Origin of the sequence: Burkholderia sp. BCC0322 (assembly GCF_902833045.1) — a bacterium.
Taxonomy (GTDB): Bacteria; Pseudomonadota; Gammaproteobacteria; order Burkholderiales; family Burkholderiaceae; genus Burkholderia.
In genome coordinates this window covers 19,760-39,840 of sequence record NZ_CADFDU010000022.1, presented here as the reverse complement: position 1 = coordinate 39,840, position 20,081 = coordinate 19,760, and the positions used below count along the sequence as shown (strand labels likewise).

The following is a 20,081-nucleotide window of genomic DNA, read 5'->3' as shown; positions in this document are numbered from 1 at the left end:
CGTCGGCCGCGCCGTCTCCCGTCGGGAGCGGGATCGACGGCAACAAGAAAATGGTTCAACGGCCTCCAGGCCCCCTTTACGACGGTGTCCCCATGAACGACCACCAGCAGCCGCTCGCCGCGGTGCCCGCCGCACAAGGTCTGTATGACCCGCAAAACGAACACGACGCCTGTGGCGTCGGCTTCGTCGCTCACATCAAGGGCAAGAAGAGCCACGAGATCATTCAGCAGGGTCTGAAGATCCTCGAGAACCTCGATCACCGTGGTGCGGTCGGTGCCGATCCGCTGATGGGCGACGGCGCGGGCATCCTGATCCAGATTCCGGACGCGTTCTATCGCGAGGAAATGGCGAAGCAGGGCGTGATGCTGCCGCCGGCCGGCGAATATGGGGTCGGCATGATCTTCCTGCCGAAGGAAAACGCGTCGCGTCTCGCGTGCGAACAGGAGCTCGAGCGGACGGTGAAGGCCGAAGGCCAGGTTGTGCTCGGCTGGCGCGACGTGCCGGTCGACCATGCGATGCCGATTTCGCCGACCGTGAAGGCGAGCGAGCCGCTGATCCGCCAGATCTTCATCGGCCGCGGCAAGGACATCATGGTGACGGACGCGCTCGAGCGGAAGCTGTACGTGATCCGCAAGACGGCGAGCCACCGTATCCAGGCGCTGAAGCTCAAGCACGGCAAGGAATACTTCGTGCCGTCGATGTCGGCGCGCACGATCGTCTACAAGGGGCTGCTGCTCGCGGGCCAGGTCGGCGTGTATTACCGCGACCTGCAGGACACGCGCGTCGTGTCGGCGCTCGCGCTCGTACACCAGCGCTTCTCGACCAATACGTTCCCGGCGTGGGAACTGGCTCACCCGTACCGGATGATCGCGCACAACGGCGAGATCAACACCGTGAAGGGCAACGTGAACTGGCTGAACGCGCGTACCGGCGCGATCGCGTCGCACGTGCTCGCCGACGATCTGCCGAAGCTGTGGCCGCTGATCTACCCGGGCCAGTCGGACACCGCATCGTTCGACAACTGTCTCGAGCTGCTGGTGATGGCCGGCTACCCGCTCGTGCACGCGGTGATGATGATGATCCCGGAAGCGTGGGAACAGCACACGCTGATGGACGAGAACCGCCGCGCGTTCTACGAATACCACGCCGCGATGATGGAGCCGTGGGACGGTCCGGCTGCGATCGCGTTCACCGACGGCCGCCAGATCGGCGCGACGCTCGACCGCAACGGCTTGCGTCCGGCCCGCTATATCGTCACCGACGACGACCTCGTCATCATGGCGTCGGAAGCCGGCACGCTGCCGATCCCCGAATCGAAGATCGTCAAGAAGTGGCGCCTGCAGCCGGGCAAGATGTTCCTGATCGACATGGAACACGGCCGCATCATCGACGACAAGGAACTGAAGGACAACCTCGCGAACGCGAAGCCGTACAAGAGCTGGATCGACGCCGTGCGCATCAAGCTCGACGAGATCGAGCCGAAGGCCGAGGACGTCGCGGCCGGCCGCACGCAGGGCGCCGCGCTGCTCGACCGCCAGCAGGCGTTCGGCTATACGCAGGAAGACCTGAAGTTCCTGATGGCGCCGATGGCGCAGCAGGGTGAAGAGGCCGTCGGCTCGATGGGCAACGACTCGCCGCTCGCGGTGATGTCGAACAAGAACAAGACGCTCTATCACTACTTCAAGCAACTGTTCGCGCAGGTCACGAACCCGCCGATCGACCCGATCCGCGAGAACATGGTCATGTCGCTCGTGTCGTTCATCGGCCCGAAGCCGAACCTGCTCGACACGAACAACATCAACCCGCCGATGCGTCTCGAAGTGTCGCAGCCGGTGCTCGACTTCAAGGACATCGCGAAGATCCGCGCGATCGACCAGTACACGGGCGGCAAGTTCAGCGCCTACGAGCTGAACATCTGCTATCCGGTGGCCTGGGGCAAGGAAGGCATCGAGGCGCGCCTCGCGTCGCTGTGCGCGGAAGCCGTCGACGCGGTGAAGTCGGGCTACAACATGCTGATCGTGTCGGATCGCAAGACGGACGCCGAGCATGTCGCGATTCCGGCACTGCTCGCCACCTCGGCGATCCACACGCACCTCGTCCAGCAAGGGCTGCGCACGAGCACGGGCCTCGTCGTCGAGACGGGCTCCGCGCGTGAAACGCACCACTTCGCGCTGCTCGCGGGCTACGGCGCGGAAGCCGTGCACCCGTACCTCGCGATGGAAACGCTCGCGAAGCTGGCCGAAGGGCTGCCGGGCGACCTGTCGCCGGAGAAGGCTATCTACAACTTCACGAAGGCGGTCGGCAAGGGCCTGCAGAAAGTGATGTCGAAGATGGGCATCTCGACGTACATGTCGTACACGGGCGCGCAGATCTTCGAAGCGCTCGGCCTGTCGAGCGACCTCGTCGAGAAGTACTTCAAGGGCACCGCGTCGAAGGTCGGCGGCATCGGCCTGTTCGAAGTGGCGGAAGAGGCGATCCGCCTGCACCGCGACGCGTTCGGCGACAGCCCGGTCCTGCGCGACATGCTCGACGCGGGCGGCGAGTACGCGTACCGCGTGCGTGGCGAAGACCACATGTGGACGCCGGATTCGATCGCGAAGCTGCAGCACGCGACGCGCAGCAACTCGTACCAGACCTACAAGGAATACGCGCACCTGATCAACGACCAGACCAAGCGCCACATGACGTTCCGCGGCCTGTTCGAGTTCAAGGTCGAGCCGACCAAGGCGATCCCGATCGACGACGTCGAGCCGGCGAAGGACATCGTCAAGCGTTTCGCGACGGGCGCGATGTCGCTCGGTTCGATCAGCACCGAAGCGCACGCGACGCTCGCGATCGCGATGAACCGGATCGGCGGCAAGTCGAACACCGGCGAAGGCGGCGAGGACGAGAAGCGCTACCGCAACGAACTGCGCGGCATTCCGATCAAGTCGGGCGAGACGCTGAAGTCGGTGATCGGCGACGAGATCGTCAGCGACATTCCGCTGAAGGACGGCGATTCGCTGCGCTCGAAGATCAAGCAGGTCGCATCGGGCCGCTTCGGCGTCACCGCCGAGTACCTCGCGTCGGCCGACCAGATCCAGATCAAGATGGCGCAGGGCGCGAAGCCGGGCGAAGGCGGCCAGCTGCCGGGCCACAAGGTGTCCGAATACATCGGCAAGCTGCGTTACTCGGTGCCGGGCGTCGGCCTGATCTCGCCGCCGCCGCACCACGACATCTACTCGATCGAGGATCTGGCGCAGCTGATCCACGACCTGAAGAACGTGAACCCGAGCGCGAGCATCTCCGTGAAGCTCGTGTCGGAAGTGGGCGTCGGCACGGTCGCGGCCGGTGTCGCGAAGGCGAAGGCCGATCACGTCGTGATCGCCGGCCATGACGGCGGCACGGGTGCGTCGCCGCTGTCGTCGGTCAAGCACGCGGGCACGCCGTGGGAACTCGGCCTCGCCGAAACCCAGCAGACGCTGGTGCTGAACCGCCTGCGCGGCCGTATCCGCGTGCAGGCCGACGGCCAGATGAAGACGGGCCGCGACGTCGTGATCGGCGCGCTGCTCGGCGCGGACGAATTCGGCTTCGCGACGGCGCCGCTCGTCGTCGAAGGCTGCATCATGATGCGTAAATGCCACCTGAACACGTGCCCGGTCGGCGTCGCGACGCAGGATCCGGTGCTGCGTGCGAAGTTCAAGGGCCAGCCAGAGCACGTCGTGAACTACTTCTTCTTCGTCGCCGAGGAAGTGCGCGAGATCATGGCGCAGCTCGGCATCGCGAAGTTCGACGACCTGATCGGCCGCGCCGACCTGCTCGATACGCGCAAGGGCATCGAGCACTGGAAGGCGAAGGGCCTCGACTTCTCGCGCGTGTTCTACCAGCCGGAAGAGTGCGAGGACGTCGCGCCGCGTCACGTCGACGTGCAGGATCACGGCCTCGAGCGCGCGCTCGACCACGTGCTGATCGAGAAGGCGAAGGCCGCGATCGAGAACGGCGAGCATGTGTCGTTCATCCAGCCGGTGCGCAACGTGAACCGGACGGTCGGCGCGATGCTGTCGGGCGTGATCGCGAAGAAGCACGGCCATGAAGGCCTGGCGGACGATGCGGTGCACATCCAGCTGAAGGGCACGGCCGGCCAGAGCTTCGGCGCGTTCCTCGCGAAGGGCGTGACGCTCGACCTCGTCGGCGACGGCAACGACTACGTCGGCAAGGGCCTGTCGGGCGGCCGGATCATCATCCGACCGACCAACGACTTCCGCGGCAAGTCCGAGGAAAACATCATCTGCGGCAACACGGTGATGTACGGCGCGATCGAAGGCGAAGCCTTCTTCCGCGGCGTCGCGGGCGAGCGCTTCTGCGTGCGCAACTCGGGCGCGACGGCGGTCGTCGAAGGCACGGGCGACCACGGCTGCGAATACATGACGGGCGGCACGGTCGTCGTGCTCGGCGAGACCGGGCGCAACTTCGCGGCCGGCATGTCGGGCGGTCTCGCGTATATCTACGATCCGGAAGGCACGTTCGCGGCGAAGTGCAACAAGTCGATGGTCGCGCTCGAGCCGGTGCTGCAGCAGGCCGAGCAGGAGCGCACGGTCGACCGCGCACTCTGGCATGCGGGCACGACGGACGAAGCGCTGCTCAAGGGGCTCGTCGAGCGTCATTTCCAGTTCACGGGTTCGCCGCGCGCGAAGTCGCTGCTGGAAAACTGGGACGCGGCGCGCCGCCAGTTCGTGAAGGTGTTCCCGCACGAATACAAGCGCGCGCTCGGCGAGATCGGTGCGAAGAAGGCGGCGAAGGAAGAACTGGCCGCCTGAGCGACGAACGACATAGCGAATGCCGCGCGCGCATGATTGCCGCGCGCGGCTCCCCCACCCGACATACCGAACAGAAGAGCACCTTATGGGCAAGGCAACCGGTTTTCTGGAGTTCGAACGCCGCCACGAGGCGTACGAAGTACCGCTCACGCGCGTGAAGCACTACAAGGAATTCGTCGCGGCACTGACCGACGCGGACGCGAAGGTCCAGGGCGCGCGCTGCATGGATTGCGGCATCCCGTTCTGCAACAACGGCTGCCCGGTCAACAACATCATTCCGGACTTCAACGATCTCGTTTACCGCCAGGACTGGCAGCAGGCGATCGAAGTCCTGCACTCGACCAACAACTTCCCGGAATTCACGGGCCGCATCTGCCCGGCGCCGTGCGAAGCGGCGTGCACGCTCGGGATCAACGACGACCCGGTCGGCATCAAGTCGATCGAGCACGCGATCATCGACAAGGCATGGGCGGAAGGCTGGGTGAAGCCTGAGCCGGCCGCACACAAGACGGGCAAGAAGGTTGCCGTCGTCGGCTCCGGCCCCGCGGGCCTCGCCGCGGCGCAGCAGCTCGCGCGTGCGGGCCACGACGTGACGGTGTTCGAGAAGAACGATCGTGTCGGCGGCCTGCTGCGCTACGGCATTCCCGACTTCAAGCTCGAGAAGTGGCTGATCGACCGCCGCATGCGCCAGATGGAAGCGGAAGGCGTGACGTTCCGCACCAGCGTGTTCATCGGCAAGGATCCGCTGCCGGAGTCGATCGGCAGTCTCGCGAAGGAAACCATCTCGCCGGACACGCTGAAGGAAGAATTCGATGCGGTCGTGATCGCCGGCGGTTCGGAAACGCCGCGCGACCTGCCGGTGCCGGGCCGCGAGCTCGCGGGCGTCCATTTCGCGATGGACTTCCTGCCGCAGCAGAACCGCGTGAACGCGGGCGACAAGCTCGTCGACCAGTTGCTCGCGAAGGGCAAGCACGTGATCGTGATCGGCGGCGGCGATACGGGTTCGGACTGCGTCGGCACGTCGAACCGTCACGGCGCGAAGCAGGTCACGCAGTTCGAGCTGTTGCCGCAGCCGCCGGAAGAGGAAAACAAGCCGCTCGTGTGGCCGTACTGGCCGATCAAGCTGCGCACGTCGTCGTCGCACGAGGAAGGTTGCGAGCGCGACTGGGCAGTCGCGACGAAGCGTCTCGAAGGCAAGAACGGCAAGGTCGAGAAGCTGATCGCGGTGCGCGTCGAGTGGAAGGACGGCAAGATGCAGGAGGTGCCGGGCTCCGAATTCGAAATGAAGGCCGACCTCGTCCTGCTCGCGATGGGCTTCACGCAGCCGGCGGCACCCGTGCTTGAGGCATTCGGTGTCGCGAAGGATGCGCGCGGCAATGCGCGTGCGGCGACCGAAGGCGATCGTTCGTACTACACGTCGGTCGACAAGGTGTTCGCGGCGGGCGACATGCGCCGCGGCCAGTCGCTCGTGGTGTGGGCGATCCGCGAAGGCCGCCAGTGCGCGCGCTCGGTCGATGCGTACCTGATGGGGCATTCGGAACTGCCGCGCTGAGCTGAATAGCGCGAGCGGGTTTCGATGAGAACCGGGCGTCCGAAAGGGCGCCCGGTTTTTTTTTGAAGTTATCGGCGATCGTGAGCTTGTCCGGTTTTGTCGACTGGCTGATCTTTGACTTGCCAATAGCTTGAAAGCTGTTCGTTGCAGTCGATCATCGCGATGTATCTAGTTTCCTCAATGAGCAGCGGGAATTCCCACATGCCCAGTTTCCATGCGTGATACTGCGGCGCACCGTCGAACCGGATGCTGTCCATCGGTATTCCTTGTTCCTCGAGACGTAGCAGGACCTTGTTTCGTAGCGTATCGAGAGACATGTCAGGGCAAGTGCCTTCGGTCCGCTCATATCGGGAAGTCGCAACGACGACGAACAGTAGCGCATAGGTGCCAATCGCTGCGATAACTAGCCAGAGAACTAGCCGGAGGATTCCGCGTATGACTCTGGAAATCATGAGGCGCTCACTGTGGGTATGAATAAAATGCGGGGTTGACCCGGGCAGTCGAATTTCCGGAGCCGCCCGGGGCCTGCTAGCGAGTCGGTCGCATCAGTCCACCGAACGACGGCCTATGGACCGCCTGCGGGGGGCGTGTACCGGCATTCTTGACAGGTCGTTGGCCAGAGAACGTGAGACTTTTTTCACCGAAAAAGTTGATTTGATAGTCCTTATGTCCCAAGGTGGCGCCGAGCTTGGACAGGAACGTCGTCGCAGCCTCCTGCAGAAACGGTCGGTTTGAAGGATCTGCATCGAACTTGTCGGGATTGAGTGAGTAGTAACCGACGAATCGATATGTATCGTCCTCCAGCATTTCAAGCGTGCCACGTACCCTGCCGGATACTCGCCCAAAGACTGCGGCGCTCCAGAGATCCTTTCTCCCGTGATTGAAGATGTTGGTGCTGAAACCGGTGTCGAACGAGTAGATGCCGGGGCCGTATCCGGGATTTTCAATGGCTCTCGATATTTCCGAGAAATTGCTGATGCTCATCTTCAAGTTGAGTGATTCAATATGAACGGTTCGTTGAGTTCCGTCTCCGTGTATCCAATGATTGAGTGCTTCGACGAACATCAGCGGATTGCCGTACGACGCGAATGTGCTTGTTGGCGGGATGCTGCTTGATTGTCCGATATAGCTACCAAATAGCGCAGTGATGTTTGCATATGTTCCTGGTTCGAAATTGAATCCGTACTGATTGGCACCGGGAAAATGTTTGTAGCCACCGATGGCCAACCAAGGAGTGAAGCCTCCCACCCGTATTAATTGATTACGCCAGAATTTTGTGTCGTTGCCCCCGAAGACTTGGAGATGTTTGAGAAACATCTCGGTGGCACGGATCATGTTGCCCGTGTTTGCAAACAGCAACATGAAATTCGATGTGCAATACTGATTGAAGCAAATTGAAGGTGCCGGCATTCCGGTGCCGGGGTTGGCGCCAGGAATTTCGTTTACCTTGATGCCGAAATCACCAAAATTAAAGTCGGGCACCTCGGTGCCGTGATCTCGATGGGTGGGAGGACGTTGTTCTGAGCCATGGCCGTCGCGTGCTTCAGCAACGTGCCAAACGGAAGCATGGTTGACGCGACCAGAAGACGTCGTCGCATCAAAGGCTGTTGTTTTTCTTCAGAGGCGTGGCTTGTCTGTTTCAAATGGTTATGCTTCGTCATTTCATATCCCGTGCAGTGGTGATTTCGATGATTGATTCGCATGCCTGAGAATGAGACGGTTATGTTTTTTTATGCTATCTGCAAGGAGTTCGTTCGGCACGTATTCATGGGGAATCATCCGGAACGCTTCTAGGAAGCGAAGTCAAAACAGATTCCCGAGAGCATGCGACCGCGCTCCCTTGTCTCGAAATTAGCCGGGCGCCGGCGCGGGACGTGGGGATGCGGAGGACGCGTGGTCGGTCGACCGATCGGCGACCGATGTATATCGTTCGGGTAAGCGCCGAGAAAAGTCGAAATACGGAAACACTTTTCTCTGCGTGTCCTGTTGACTGAGCAATGTGTCAAACAGTCACGGGAGATTGCCCAAGGTGACGGGGGCGTGTTGACGCATCTGATCAGGAGAGATCGGCCCCGTGATTTGTCATGACACCGAATCCTTTCATTTTGTAATGATCCTTGAGAACTGTCATATCATGTCGCCTTTCAGGCCGCGTCCGCGGCGGCCGCACATGACCGACCCTATTTACAAGGACTCTGGATGGAAGCATTCGTGCAAGGGCTGATCGACGCCGTCAACGGCGTGCTGTGGAACTACGTGCTGATCGCGCTGCTGCTCGGCGTGGGCGCGTGGTTCACGGTGCGGTTCCGGATGATCCAGCTGAAGGCGCTGTTGCTCAGCATCAAGCTGGTCGGCAGCAAGGGCGAGCCGGGCAGCATCTCGTCGTTCCAGGCGTTCGCGACCGGGCTCGCGAGCCGCGTCGGCACCGGCAACATCGCCGGCGTCGCGGTCGCGCTGACCGTCGGCGGCCCGGGCGCGATCTTCTGGATGTGGATGACGGCGCTCGTCGGGATGTCGTCCGCGTTCGTCGAGGCGACGCTCGCGCAGATCTTCAAGGTGTCGCATCAGGACGGCAGCTATCGCGGCGGCCCCGCGTACTACATCCAGACGGGCCTGCGCTCGCGCGGCTTCGGCGTGCTGTTCTCGCTGTCGCTGATCCTCGCGTTCGGCTTCGTGTTCAACGCGGTGCAGGCCAACGCGATCGCCGATGCGTTCGACACGTCGTTCGGCTGGAGCCGCGCGACGGTAGGTCTCGGGCTCGTGCTGCTGACCGCGCCGATCATCTTCGGAGGGATTCGCCGGATCGCGGCAGTTGCGCAGGTGATCGTGCCGCTGATGGCGATCGGCTATCTCGCGCTCGCGGTCTACGCGGTCGCGACGCACATCGCGATGGTGCCGGGCGTGATCGCGTTGATCGTGAAGAGCGCGTTTGGTCTCGAGCAGGCGGCGGGTGGCCTGACGGGCTATGCGGTCAGCCAGGCAGTCGCGATGGGCGTGAAGCGCGGGCTGTTCTCGAACGAGGCCGGCATGGGCAGCGCGCCGAATGCGGCGGCAACCGCCAGCACGCGGCATCCGGTCGTGCAGGGGCTGATCCAGATGCTCGGCGTGTTCGTCGACACGATCGTGATCTGCAGCGCCACCGCCTTCGTGATCCTGCTGTCGGGCCAGTACGAACTGGGCACCGGCATGGAAGGCGCGGCGCTCACCCAGCGCTCGATCGCGAGCCACGTCGGCGACTGGGGCGGCATCTACATGGCCTTCGCGATCTTCTTCTTCGCGTACTCGTCGGTGATCGGCAACTACGCGTATGCGGAAGGCAACGTCGAGTTCATCACGAAGCGGCGCGGCGTGCTGCTGCTGTTCCGCGTCGCGGTGCTCGCGATGGTGATGTTCGGCAGCGTCGGGCAATTGCCGCTCGTGTGGGCGATGGCCGATACGAGCATGGGGCTGATGGCGATCATCAACCTGATCGCGATCCTCGCGCTCGGCAAGTACGCGCACGCGGCATGGCGCGACTATCGCCGTCAGCGCGCGGCAGGCGTTGCCGATCCGGTGTTCACGCGCAACACGATTCCGGAACTCGCGAACGTGCTGCCGGCCGACGTGTGGGGCGAGCATGGTCCGCTGCCGCAGCGTCCGGCCGCGGCCGATGCCGAGAGCGTGCCTCGCGCGGTGGTGCGCGAGTCATGAACGGCGACCGGCTGCGCGTGTTCGTCGCGCTGATGCCCGATGCGGCATCGCGCGACGCGCTGCACGCGTTGCCGGTTACCCGGGGCGCACGGCGTTCGCTGCCCGCGCAACTGCATGTGACGCTCGCGTTCGTTGGCGCGATCGAGCGGGTGCGCTGCGACGAGCTGGCCGCATGCCTGCCGGCGCTCGCGGCCGCGCATGCGCTGCCGTTGATGCCGGTCGAACGGATCGCGTGGTGGCCGAGCCTGCCGCGCGCGCGGCTGATCGTCGCGGAACTGGCCGCCGAGCCCGCGTGTGCCGCGTTGAATGTCGCGCTGTCGGCGAAGCTGCGCGAGCTCGGCGTGCCGGCTGACCGGCGGCCGTTCCGCCCGCACGTGACACTCGCACGGCTGCCGCACGATGCGGTCGGACAGCCGGCGCACGGCGGTGCGGTGAAGCGGACGGTCGCGCTGCGGTTCGATGCGCTTACGCTGTTTGAAAGCCGGTTGTCGCACGAAGGCGTGTCGCATCGGCCGATCGTGTCGGCGCCGATTGCGCGGGCGGGCGGAGAGGCGGCGGATTGAGCCGTCCCGGGGAGGCCTGCACAGGCGGGCCGCCGTCGTTGCCATGCCGCGTGCGGGCTGCCGCTGCATTGCTGCGGCGACATCGCGCAACCTCCAGCCTGCTATCCGTAGCGCGCGAGCGTCAATCCCGACAGATCGATTTCCGGATCTCGTCCTGTAACGAGATCCGCCAACACCTTCCCCGATCCCATCGACATCGCCCAGCCGGTCGAGCCGTGGCCGACGTTGAGCCAGAGCCCGTCGATCCCGCTCGCGCCGAGCAGCGGCGGCCCGTCAGGCGTCATCGGCCGGCGGCCGACCCAGAAGCGCGCCGACGTGCGGTCGGCCGCGTGGGGGAACCAGTCGTCGAGCACCTTCATCAGCGTATCGAGCGCCTGCCGTCGCAGCGCTGCGCGCCGGTTGCCGAGTTCCGCGGTACCCGCGACGCGCAACGTCGGGCCGAAACGCGTGATCGCCGTCTTCAGCGATTCGTCCATCAGCGCGGCGCGCGGTGCTTTCTCGTCGTCGACGACGGTGAGCGTCGCCGAGTAGCCCTTCACCGGATACAGCGGCACATCGATGCCGAGCGGCCGCAGCAGGCCGGCGCTGTCGACGCCGAGCGCGACGACGATCGCATCGGCGGCGAGCCGCGCGTCGCGGTGCTTGCCGCCGCGGTTCGATGCGGGCGGATTCGGCCCGTCATCCTCGTCGCCATTACCAACGATCCGCACGCCGCGCACCCGGCCGGCTTCAACGTCGAGCGCCTGCACCTGCGTGCGAAAGCTGAACGTCACGCCGTTCGCTTCGCACAGCGCCCGCAGCTCGCGCGTGAAGCGCGCGCAGTCGCCGGCTTCGTCGTCGGGCAGGTAGATGCCGCCGACGGGCGCCTGCCGCGCCCAGCGCAGGCCCGGTTCGATCGCCGTGCAGCCGGCCGCGTCGAGTTCGCGAAACGCGATGCCCGCGTCGCGCAGTACCTTCAGCGCGGGCTGCACCATCTCGACGTCGAATGCGCCGCGCAGCAGTTGCAGGTAGCCGCGGCTCGCGCCGTAGTCGAACGGATGGCTGTCGCGAAACGCGTGCAGGCATGCGCGGCTGTAGTACGCGATGCGCTGCATCCGCTGCTTGTTCACGCGGAACCGCTCGAATTCGCATTCGCGCAGCCAGCGTGCGATCCAGCGCCACTGCGCGGCGTCGAGCGTGGGCCTGAAGATCAGCGGCGACGCGGGCTTGAACAGGTACTTGAGGATCTTGCCGGGCATGCCGGGCGCGGCCCACGGCGTCACGTAGCCGGGGGCGATCACGCCCGCGTTGCCGAGGCTCGTCGCCTGGGCGACGTCGGCCTCGCGCTCGATCACGGTGACGTCGCAGCCTGCTTCGCGCAGGTGCCACGCGGTGGCGACGCCGATCACGCCGGCGCCGAGAACGATTACATGCATGCGGTTTCCGGAACGAAGAAGGCGCTCACGACGCGATGGCCGGATCGTCGACGAGCGACCTGCCGCGCGTTTCCGGCAGCACGAGCGCGGCGACGATCACGAGCAGGTAGCCGCCGCCCGCGACGAGGCCGATCGCCTTCACGAGCGACATCGACTGCGACAGCGAGCCGACGAGGATCGGGAAAAACGAGCCGAGTCCGCGCCCGAGGTTGTAGCAGAAGCCCTGGCCGGAACCGCGGATCGCACCCGGATACAGCTCCGACAGGTACGCGCCGATGCCGGCGAAGATCCCCTGCACGACGATGCCGAGCGGGAAGCCGAGCAGCAGCATCGCGGTGTCGGTGATCGGCAGCATCGTGTACGCCATGCCGAGCGAGAACGAGCCGATCGCGAACAGGATGAACGACGCGCGGCGGCCGAGCCGGTCGGACAGGATCGCGCCGACCACGTAGCCGACGAACGAGCCGACGATCAGCACGACGAGATAGCTGCTCGTGTTGAACACCGACAGGTGGCGGACGGTTTTCAGGTAGGTGGGCAGCCACGTCGTGATCGCGTAGTAGCCGCCGAGCATCCCGGTGCACAGCGCGCTGCCGAACAGCGTCGCGCGCAGGTGCGCTGGCGAGAAGATCTCGAGGAAGTGGCCCGACACGCGGCCTTCGTCGCGCGCGCGGCGGGTGGCCGTGTAGATGTCGGGATCGCTGACGTTGCGGCGGATGTACAGGATCCACAGCGCGGGCAAGATGCCGATCCAGAAGCACGCGCGCCACGCGACCTGCTCGGGCAGCAGCGCGAAGAACGCCCAGTAGAGGATCGCGGCCGCGCCCCAGCCGAAGGACCAGCTGCTCTGCACGGTGCCGACCGCTTTTCCGCGATGCTCGGGCGAGCGGATCGTCTCGGCCATCATGATCGTCACGACCGACCATTCGCCGCCGAAGCCGAAGCCCTGCAGCGTGCGCGTCGCGAGCAGTTGCCAGAACGAGTGGGTGAAGCCGGACAGGCACGTGAACAGCGCGAACGTCGCGATCGTCCACTGCAGCACGCGCACGCGGCCGTAGCGATCGGCAAGGATGCCGGCGACCCAGCCGCCGAGCGCCGACGAGATCAGCGAACTCGTCGCGATCATCCCGGCCTCGCTCTTCGTCATGCCCCAGGTGGCGATCAGCGTCGGAATCAGGAACGAATAGATCATGAAGTCGAACGCGTCGACCGCGTAGCCGCCGAAACCGGCGTACAGCGTCCTGCGCTCGCGCGTCGACAGTTCGTTGAACCACTGGAATGCCTGCATGCTTGCCGCCCCCTCGTTTGTCTCGTCTCGCGCTGCCGTACGGCGGCTATTTTACGGGCGGGATGCGGGGTGCCAAAAAGGTGCGTGCAGGTGCGTGGCGGTGCGGCGAACGGTGAGGGCGGCGTTCGTTCGGGGAAGGCGTGACGGCCGATCGCGCTCGGGCGCCATGCCGGCACTTGCTTCAGAGCGTCAGGCCGCCGTCGACGTGAATGACCTGACCGGTAATTTGCCGCGCGGCGTCCGACAACAGGAACGCGATCAGTGCGGCCACATCGTCGGGTTCGGCGATCCGGCCGAGGGGTGTCGCCTGTTCGGCGTGCGCCCACGCAGCCGCATTGCCGGCGCTCGGCCCGTGGTCCTTGCGCGTGAAGCCCGGCGCGACGGCATTGACGGTGATGCCGCGCGCGGCGAATTCGGCGGCGGCGGTGCGCACGAGCGATTCGAGCGCGGCCTTCGCGGCGGCGGTGGCCGCGAACGGTGCGTCGGCGCGGTAGCGGTGCGCGACGAACGAGCTGACCGCGACGATCCGTGGCGCGGCCGACGCTTCGAGCAGCGGCCGCGCGCGGCCCGCGAGCGAGGAGAACGCGCCGGGCATCGCCGCGAAGGTGGACGCGAGCGCGTCCGCGGAAAGATCGGAGAAGGATTGCCGGGCGGCGAAGCCCGCGTTGGCGACGAGCTGATCGAGCCCGCCGAAGCGCGTGGCGGCTGCATCGACGAGCGAAGCGGCGACGCCCGGTTCACCGAGATCGCCGGTGAGCGTGATGCACGCCGCGCCGGCCTCCGTGCACGCATGCGCGACTTCGGCGAGCCGGGCGCGCGCTGCGCCGTCCGCGCCGCGCGCATGCAGCGCCAGTGCGATGCCGGGTGCCGCGAGCCGTTGCGCGAGTGCCGCGCCGATCCCCGAACCGGCGCCGGTGATCAGCGCGATCCGGACGATGTGCGCGGCGCGTTCGTTCACGCCGCGACCTTGTCGCTGTCGTTCACGCGCTCGACGTTGATCGTGCCGACGTGGAACGCGGCCAGCGACTCGCGGTGCGCGATGCTGACGATCGCGGCCTTCGGCAGCCGTTCGGCGAACAGGTGGTACAGGCGCGCTTCGTTGTCGGCGTCGAGCGCGCTGGTCGCTTCGTCGAGGAACAGGAAGTCGGGCTTGTGCAGCAGCACGCGCGCGCCGGCCAGGCGCTGCTGTTCGCCCGGCGACAGCACGCGGGTCCAGTGCGCGTTCTCGTCGAGGCGGTCGACGTAATCCTCGAGGCGGCATGCGCGCAGCGCGTCGCGGCAGGCTTCGTCGCTGAACGCGTCGGGTGTCGCCGGATAGGTGAGTGCTGCCTTCAGCGTGCCGATCGGCAAGTAGCTCGTCTGCGGCACGAACATCATCCGCGCGCCGACCGGCGCATCGATCGCGCCGTCGCCGAACGGCCACAGGCCCGCGAGCGCGCGCATGAACGTGCTCTTGCCGGAACCCGACTTGCCGATCACGAGCCAGCGCGAGCCGGGCTCGATCGTGACGCTGCCGATGTTCGCGAGCGCATCGCCGTTCGGCAGCGCGAGCTTGAGCGACGACGTCGACAGCTTCGCCGCATCGACATAGTGCAGGTTGATGCCGCCGTGCTCGGTCGCGGGCGACAGGCTTTCCTTCAGGTGCGACGTACCCATCACGCGCTTGAATTCGCGCAGACGGTTGACGGTGGCGCGCCATTCGACGAGGGTCGAGTAACTGTTGATGAACCACGAAAACGAATCGCTGACGGTGCCGAACGCGGACGAAATCTGCATCAGCACGCCGAACGAGAACGCGCCCGCGAAATAGCGCGGCGCGGCGACGACCAGCGGGAAGATGATCGCGATCTGCCCGTAGAAGCTCAGCACGAACGTGAGCCGCTTCGTGTACTTCATCACGCGCCACCAGTTGTCGCGGATGCGCATGAAGAGGTTCTGCGCGTTGCCGGTCTCGGTCTTCTCGCCGTCGTAGAACGCAATCTGCTCGGCGTTCTCGCGCACGCGGATCAGCCCGAAACGGAAGTCGGCCTCGACACGCTGCTGCTGGTAGTTGATCGACACGAGCGGATGGCCGACCTTCTGGATGATCAGCGAGCCGACCACCGCGTACAGCGCGGCCGCCCACACCATGTAGCCGGGGATGGCGATCGGCGTCGCGCCGAGCGAAATCGTCAGCGCGCCGGCGAGCGACCACAGGATCGTGATGAACGACACGAGCGTGACGACCGTCGACAGCAGGTCGAGCGACAGCGCGAGCGTGGTCGTCGCGAACGACTGGAGATCGTCGGTAATCCGCTGGTCGGGGTTGTCGGCGAGGCGGTCACGCTCGATCCGGTAGAACGCGCGATCGCCGAGCCACTGGCCGAGAAAACGGTCGGTGAGCCACTGGCGCCAGCGGAAGCCGAGCATCTGCCGCAGGTAGCGGCCGTACACGGCGAGGATGATGAAGGCGAACGCGAGCGCGGAGAACTGCATCAGCAGGTTCGGGAAGTCGTGGACGTTCTTCGACTGCAGCGCGTTGTAGAACTCCGCGTTCCACTTGTTCAGCCGGACGTTGATCCAGACCACGCAGAGGTTGATCGCGATGATCGAGACCAGCAGGCCCCACGCGATTTTCCATTCGGACGATACCCAGTAGGGCTTGATGAGGCTCCATGCGGATACCGGGCGCTCGTCCTGCGGCGCGTCTGAGGCGGCGGAGCGGACGGGATCGATCGATTGGGTCATGTGCTTCCTGATGAGTAGCCGGCGCGCGGGCCGGGCGAAGCCGGGCGCGCGCCGCGATACGGCATGCCGGGACGCGGCGCCGACTGACGGCGGGCGTCCGGATGGTCGCCCGCGTGTCTTAAACGGCACTTAAGGCCGGCGGTGACGCGGCAACCGGCCGCTCGCGCGGCCGGCCTGCGGGCATTGTGCCAGAGCGGCGCGGCACGACGGCGAATTTGCCGCAAGGGGGACAGTTTGCGGCGCTTTCCGCTTTTATGGTCTAATGGCCGACGACGAAACAGGGGTGCTTCGTGGCGCGGCCGGCAGATGTTCCGGGCGGCGCGATGAGGCTGAGAAAGACCCTTCGCACCCGATCCGGGTAATACCGGCGAGGGAAGTTTCTGATCCCGCCGGGTCGCGCTGGCTGCCATCCCACATGGTCAGCGCCCTTGTCCCGCCCGGCCGGCCTTTGCTGCCGGTTTCGTCCTTTTGGGTACGCGCTTTGCGCGTTACGGAAGGAATGATGACCGCACAATCTTCAGTCTTTTGCATGGTTCCCGGCCCGATGTCGCGTGCGTTCGCATGCGGCGGCGCGTGCACGTCGACGCTCGTCGCGCGTGCTCGCGCGGTTCGCGAGGAGCGTGTGCGATGAACGTCCAGGATTCCCGGCCCGATTTCGCGGTGCTCGGTGGCGGCCTAGTCGGCCGCCTGATCGCATGGCGGCTCGCGGGCGACGGGCATCGCGTCGCGCTCTACGAGCGCGGCGGCCCGGACGGCGAGCAGTCGGCCGCGTGGGTCGCGGCCGCGATGCTCGCGCCGCTCGCGGAAGCGGCGAGCGCGGAACTGTTGATCACCGAGCTCGGCGCAGCTTCCCTCGCGCGCTGGCCGCAGTGGCTCGCCGAGTTGCCCGAACCCGTGTTCTTCCAGCATCACGGCACGCTCGTCGTCTGGCATCACGCGGACCGTGCGGAGGCGCCGCTGTTCGAGCGGCGCGTGCGCGCGAACGCGCCGGCCGACCTGTTCGACGGCGGTTTCGTGGCGCTCGCCGGTGCGCAGGTCGATGCGGCCGAGCCGGTGCTCGCGGGCCGCTTCGCGCGCGGCCTGCTGCTGCCGAACGAAGGGCAGCTCGACAACCGCCAGGCGCTGCGCGCGCTCGCGGCGGGCCTCGTCGAGCGCGGCGTCGACCTGCACTGGCACGTCACGATCGACGATGCGAACCTGCCCGCCGCGCATTTCACGATCGATTGCCGCGGGCTCGGCGCGAAATCCGCGCTGCCGGCGTTGCGCGGCATCCGCGGCGAAGTCGCGCGCGTGCGCGCGCCCGGCATCGGGCTGACCCGGCCCGTGCGGCTGCTGCATCCGCGCTACCCGCTGTACATCGCGCCGAAACAGGACGATCTCTATGTGATCGGCGCGACCGAGGTGGAGGGCGAGGACATGTCGCCCGTCAGCGTGCGCTCCGCGCTCGAACTGCTGAGCGCGGCGTTCTCCGTGCATCCGGCGTTCGGCGAGGCGCGCATCCTCGAACTCAACGCGCAGTGCCGGCCGACGCTGCCCGATCATCGCCCGGCGGTGATCTGGGACGGCGCATCGACGCTCGCCGTCAACGGCCTGTACCGGCACGGCTTCATGATCGCGCCGGAAGTCGCGCACGCGGCGGTCGCGGTCGCCGAAGCCGCGCTCGGCGGCGCGTTCGGCGATGCCGATGCGTTTGCCGCGTGGCGCGACGCCGAGCGCTGGCCGGCGCTCCTTCATCATCGCAACGACGCGCGCCAGCCGGCCTGACGCGCGCTGCCGACCGAATTCGACGAAGCCTCATGGATATCCAGATCAACCAACAGAACCTGACGTTGCCCGACGGCGCAACGGTGGCCGACGCGCTCGCCGCATACGGCGCGCGTCCGCCGTATGCGGTCGCGCTGAACGGCAACTTCGTCGCGCGCACGCAGCACGCGGCGCGCGCACTCGCGGCGGGCGACAAGCTCGACGTCGTGCACCCGGTCGCGGGCGGCTGAGCGCCGCCGGTTCGTCCCCGCTCTTCCAGGAAAACGACATGACGTCCCTCACCTCCGCCGACGCGCTGACGCTGTACGGCGAAACCTTCGCAAGCCGCGTGCTGCTCGGCACGTCGCGCTACCCGTCGCTGCAGTCGCTGTCCGATTCGATCGCCGCGTCGCGCCCCGGGATGGTGACGGTCGCGCTGCGCCGCCAGATGGCGGGCGGCACGGCCGAAGCCGGCTTCTTCGAGCTGCTCAAGCGCCACGCGGTGCCGCTGCTGCCGAACACGGCCGGCTGCCAGACCGTCGCCGAAGCCGTGACGACCGCACATATGGCGCGCGAGGTCTTCGGCACCGACTGGATCAAGCTCGAACTGATCGGCGACGACTACACGCTGCAGCCGGATCCGGTCGGGCTGATCGAGGCCGCCGCGCAACTGGTGAAGGACGGTTTCAAGGTGCTGCCGTACTGCACCGAGGATCTGGTGATCGGCCGGCGCCTGCTCGATGTCGGCTGCGAGGCGCTGATGCCGTGGGGCGCGCCGATCGGCACGGGCAAGGGCGTCGTGAACCCGTACGGCTTGCGCGTGCTGCGCGAGCGGCTGCCCGACGTGCCGCTGATCGTCGACGCGGGGCTCGGCGTGCCGTCGCACGCGTGCCAGGTGATGGAGTGGGGTTTCGACGGCGTGTTGCTGAACACCGCCGTGTCGCAGGCCACGCACCCGGAGATCATGGCGCGCGCGTTTGCGCAGGGCGTCGAGGCCGGCCGCGCCGCATATCTCGCCGGGCCGATGGATGCGCGCGAGACCGCGCATGCGAGCACGCCGGTCGTCGGGATGCCGTTCTGGCACCAGGACGGAGGCGGCGCATGAGCGCGCGTTTCGCCGATGCATTCTGGCCGCCGGCCGACGAACTGGCCGAAGCGGCCGAACGGATTCGCGCGCGGCTCGGCGACTGGCCGGGCGGTGCGGCGCCGTGGCGGCTCTGCGTTGCGGTGCCCGATGTGCCGGCCGACGGCGACGTGCTGATCGTCTCGGCTGGCGACCGCGCCGCGCAGGCGCGCGCGTCGGCTGCGTCGCGGCCCGCGGCGCCGGGCGCGGTCGCGATCGAATTCGACGAGCAGGGCGCGGTGCTGCACGCGGCGGGTGCACGCTACGCGCTCGACGCCGCGCATCCGCTCGGGGACGACTGGATCGCCGCGCTCGCCGCGTTCCTCGATTGCGGCTTTGCACCGGTCGACGCGCTGGTGCTCGCGCTGGCCTGGCGTGACGGCGACGAGACGCGCGCGGCAGACGCGTGGCCGGTCGACGCCGCACGGTTCCCGCGCGTCGCCGGGCTGCCGGCCGCGCCCGAGCCCGCGTTCGCGCCATGCCCCGCGCAGCTCGGCCTCTATCCGGTCGTGCCGGACGCCGAATGGGTCGAGCGCGTGCTCGATTGCGGCGTGCGGACCGTGCAGTTGCGCGTGAAAGGCGCGACGCCGGACGCGTTGCGCCGGGAAATCGCGCGTGCGGTCGCGGCGGGGCGACGCCATCCCGATGCACGCGTGTTCGTCAACGATCACTGGCAGATCGCGGCAGATGAAGGCGCGTACGGCGTTCATCTCGGTCAGGAAGACCTCGAGACGGCCGACCTGGCGGCAATCGCGCGCGCGGGGCTGCGGCTCGGACTGTCGAGCCATGGTTATTACGAAATGTTGCGGGCGCTGCACGAGCGCCCGAGCTACCTCGCGCTCGGCCCCGTGTACGCGACCGCGACCAAGGCTGTTGCGGCGCCGCCGCAGGGCCTCGCGCGGATCACCCGCTATGCGCGCTTCGCGGGCACGCAGGCGCCGCTCGTCGCGATCGGCGGGGTGGGCCTCGATACGCTGCCGGCCGTGCTGGCAACCGGCGTCGGCAGTGTCGCGGTGGTCAGTGCGGTGACGGGCGCGGCCGACTATCGGGCTGCCGTTGTTGCGTTGCAGCAATGTTTTCCCGGACAATTTGACAATCATTGACCGCAGGGCCCGGAACGGCGTCACGACATCATTCCAATGCAGGCCCTATAATTCGGCGTTCTGCGTAAAAGGACTGTCCGC

At 66.5% G+C, this 20,081-nt stretch carries 14 protein-coding genes and 1 riboswitch; of the genes, 8 read left to right on the top strand and 6 right to left on the bottom strand.

Features of this window, described 5'->3' with window-relative positions:
- Positions 1-92: 92 nt before the first annotated feature.
- Complete coding sequence (locus tag HWX39_RS34360) at positions 93-4,796, top strand: glutamate synthase-related protein (RefSeq protein WP_175971991.1); 4,704 nt, start codon at positions 93-95, stop codon at positions 4,794-4,796.
- 85 nt (positions 4,797-4,881) lie between these two features.
- Positions 4,882-6,348 (top strand): glutamate synthase subunit beta, encoded by a 1,467-nt coding sequence (locus HWX39_RS34355; protein ID WP_175971990.1) that lies wholly within the window; start codon positions 4,882-4,884, stop codon positions 6,346-6,348.
- Between the two features lie 68 nt (positions 6,349-6,416).
- Here the strand turns inward: HWX39_RS34355 and HWX39_RS36530 are convergent, their stop codons facing one another.
- Together HWX39_RS36530 and HWX39_RS34345 are read right to left on the bottom strand one after the other, a co-directional pair.
- A complete protein-coding gene (locus tag HWX39_RS36530; protein WP_244135157.1) occupies positions 6,417-6,605 on the bottom strand; it encodes a hypothetical protein in 189 nt (62 codons plus the stop codon).
- A gap of 271 nt (positions 6,606-6,876) precedes the next feature.
- Complete coding sequence (locus HWX39_RS34345) at positions 6,877-7,830, bottom strand: lipid II-degrading bacteriocin (RefSeq protein ID WP_244135156.1); 954 nt, start codon at positions 7,828-7,830, stop codon at positions 6,877-6,879.
- A 717-nt stretch (positions 7,831-8,547) separates the two neighbouring features.
- Here HWX39_RS34345 and HWX39_RS34340 point away from each other — a divergent pair.
- Both HWX39_RS34340 and thpR read left to right on the top strand, forming a co-directional pair.
- Positions 8,548-10,038 carry a sodium:alanine symporter family protein gene (locus tag HWX39_RS34340; protein ID WP_175971988.1) on the top strand — a complete coding sequence of 497 codons (1,491 nt, stop codon included), beginning with the start codon at positions 8,548-8,550 and terminating at the stop codon, positions 10,036-10,038.
- Positions 10,035-10,601, top strand: coding sequence for an RNA 2',3'-cyclic phosphodiesterase (gene thpR / locus HWX39_RS34335; protein WP_175971987.1), 567 nt, complete (start codon positions 10,035-10,037; stop codon positions 10,599-10,601). The genes HWX39_RS34340 and thpR overlap by 4 nt, the downstream gene beginning before the upstream one ends.
- A 101-nt stretch (positions 10,602-10,702) precedes the next feature.
- Here thpR and HWX39_RS34330 read toward each other — a convergent pair whose 3' ends face one another.
- The 4 genes from HWX39_RS34330 to HWX39_RS34315 form a co-directional block, all read right to left on the bottom strand.
- A complete protein-coding gene (locus HWX39_RS34330) occupies positions 10,703-12,061 on the bottom strand; it encodes a D-amino acid dehydrogenase (RefSeq protein WP_347879616.1) in 1,359 nt (452 codons plus the stop codon).
- Positions 12,042-13,304, bottom strand: a complete 1,263-nt coding sequence (locus HWX39_RS34325) for an MFS transporter (RefSeq protein WP_175971985.1) — start codon at positions 13,302-13,304, stop codon at positions 12,042-12,044. Before HWX39_RS34325 ends, HWX39_RS34330 begins: the two co-directional genes overlap by 20 nt.
- 181 nt (positions 13,305-13,485) lie before the next feature.
- Complete coding sequence (locus HWX39_RS34320) at positions 13,486-14,262, bottom strand: SDR family oxidoreductase (RefSeq protein ID WP_175971984.1); 777 nt, start codon at positions 14,260-14,262, stop codon at positions 13,486-13,488.
- Complete coding sequence (locus HWX39_RS34315) at positions 14,259-16,031, bottom strand: ABC transporter ATP-binding protein/permease (protein ID WP_175971983.1); 1,773 nt, start codon at positions 16,029-16,031, stop codon at positions 14,259-14,261. The genes HWX39_RS34320 and HWX39_RS34315 overlap by 4 nt, the downstream gene beginning before the upstream one ends.
- 269 nt (positions 16,032-16,300) lie before the next feature.
- A riboswitch (TPP riboswitch) is annotated at positions 16,301-16,424 on the top strand.
- A gap of 234 nt (positions 16,425-16,658) precedes the next feature.
- Between HWX39_RS34315 and HWX39_RS34310 the strand changes: the two genes are divergently transcribed.
- From HWX39_RS34310 to thiE, 4 genes are read left to right on the top strand one after another with little or no spacing between them, the layout of a single operon-like run.
- Entirely contained in the window at positions 16,659-17,795 is a 1,137-nt protein-coding gene (locus tag HWX39_RS34310) for an FAD-dependent oxidoreductase (protein WP_175971982.1), read from the top strand.
- Between the two features lie 32 nt (positions 17,796-17,827).
- Positions 17,828-18,025 (top strand): sulfur carrier protein ThiS, encoded by a 198-nt coding sequence (gene thiS, locus HWX39_RS34305; RefSeq protein ID WP_011350713.1) that lies wholly within the window; start codon positions 17,828-17,830, stop codon positions 18,023-18,025.
- 38 nt (positions 18,026-18,063) lie between these two features.
- Positions 18,064-18,879: a thiazole synthase gene (locus HWX39_RS34300; RefSeq protein WP_175971981.1), complete on the top strand. Its 816-nt coding sequence runs from the start codon at positions 18,064-18,066 to the stop codon at positions 18,877-18,879.
- The gene (gene thiE / locus HWX39_RS34295; protein WP_175971980.1) at positions 18,876-20,000 is read left to right on the top strand and encodes a thiamine phosphate synthase; all 1,125 of its coding nucleotides are present in this window, start codon (positions 18,876-18,878) and stop codon (positions 19,998-20,000) included. Before HWX39_RS34300 ends, thiE begins: the two co-directional genes overlap by 4 nt.
- The last annotated feature ends 81 nt before the right edge of the window (positions 20,001-20,081 follow it).

Coding starts and splice junctions, on each gene's coding strand:
- HWX39_RS36530 (WP_244135157.1), bottom strand. CDS start 6,605: ATGGACAGCATCCGGTTCGACGGTGCGCCGCAGTATCACGCATGGAAA.
- thiS (WP_011350713.1), top strand. CDS start 17,828: ATGGATATCCAGATCAACCAACAGAACCTGACGTTGCCCGACGGCGCA.
- HWX39_RS34355 (WP_175971990.1), top strand. CDS start 4,882: ATGGGCAAGGCAACCGGTTTTCTGGAGTTCGAACGCCGCCACGAGGCG.
- HWX39_RS34340 (WP_175971988.1), top strand. CDS start 8,548: ATGGAAGCATTCGTGCAAGGGCTGATCGACGCCGTCAACGGCGTGCTG.
- HWX39_RS34310 (WP_175971982.1), top strand. CDS start 16,659: ATGAACGTCCAGGATTCCCGGCCCGATTTCGCGGTGCTCGGTGGCGGC.
- HWX39_RS34315 (WP_175971983.1), bottom strand. CDS start 16,031: ATGACCCAATCGATCGATCCCGTCCGCTCCGCCGCCTCAGACGCGCCG.
- HWX39_RS34300 (WP_175971981.1), top strand. CDS start 18,064: ATGACGTCCCTCACCTCCGCCGACGCGCTGACGCTGTACGGCGAAACC.
- HWX39_RS34360 (WP_175971991.1), top strand. CDS start 93: ATGAACGACCACCAGCAGCCGCTCGCCGCGGTGCCCGCCGCACAAGGT.
- thpR (WP_175971987.1), top strand. CDS start 10,035: ATGAACGGCGACCGGCTGCGCGTGTTCGTCGCGCTGATGCCCGATGCG.
- HWX39_RS34325 (WP_175971985.1), bottom strand. CDS start 13,304: ATGCAGGCATTCCAGTGGTTCAACGAACTGTCGACGCGCGAGCGCAGG.
- thiE (WP_175971980.1), top strand. CDS start 18,876: ATGAGCGCGCGTTTCGCCGATGCATTCTGGCCGCCGGCCGACGAACTG.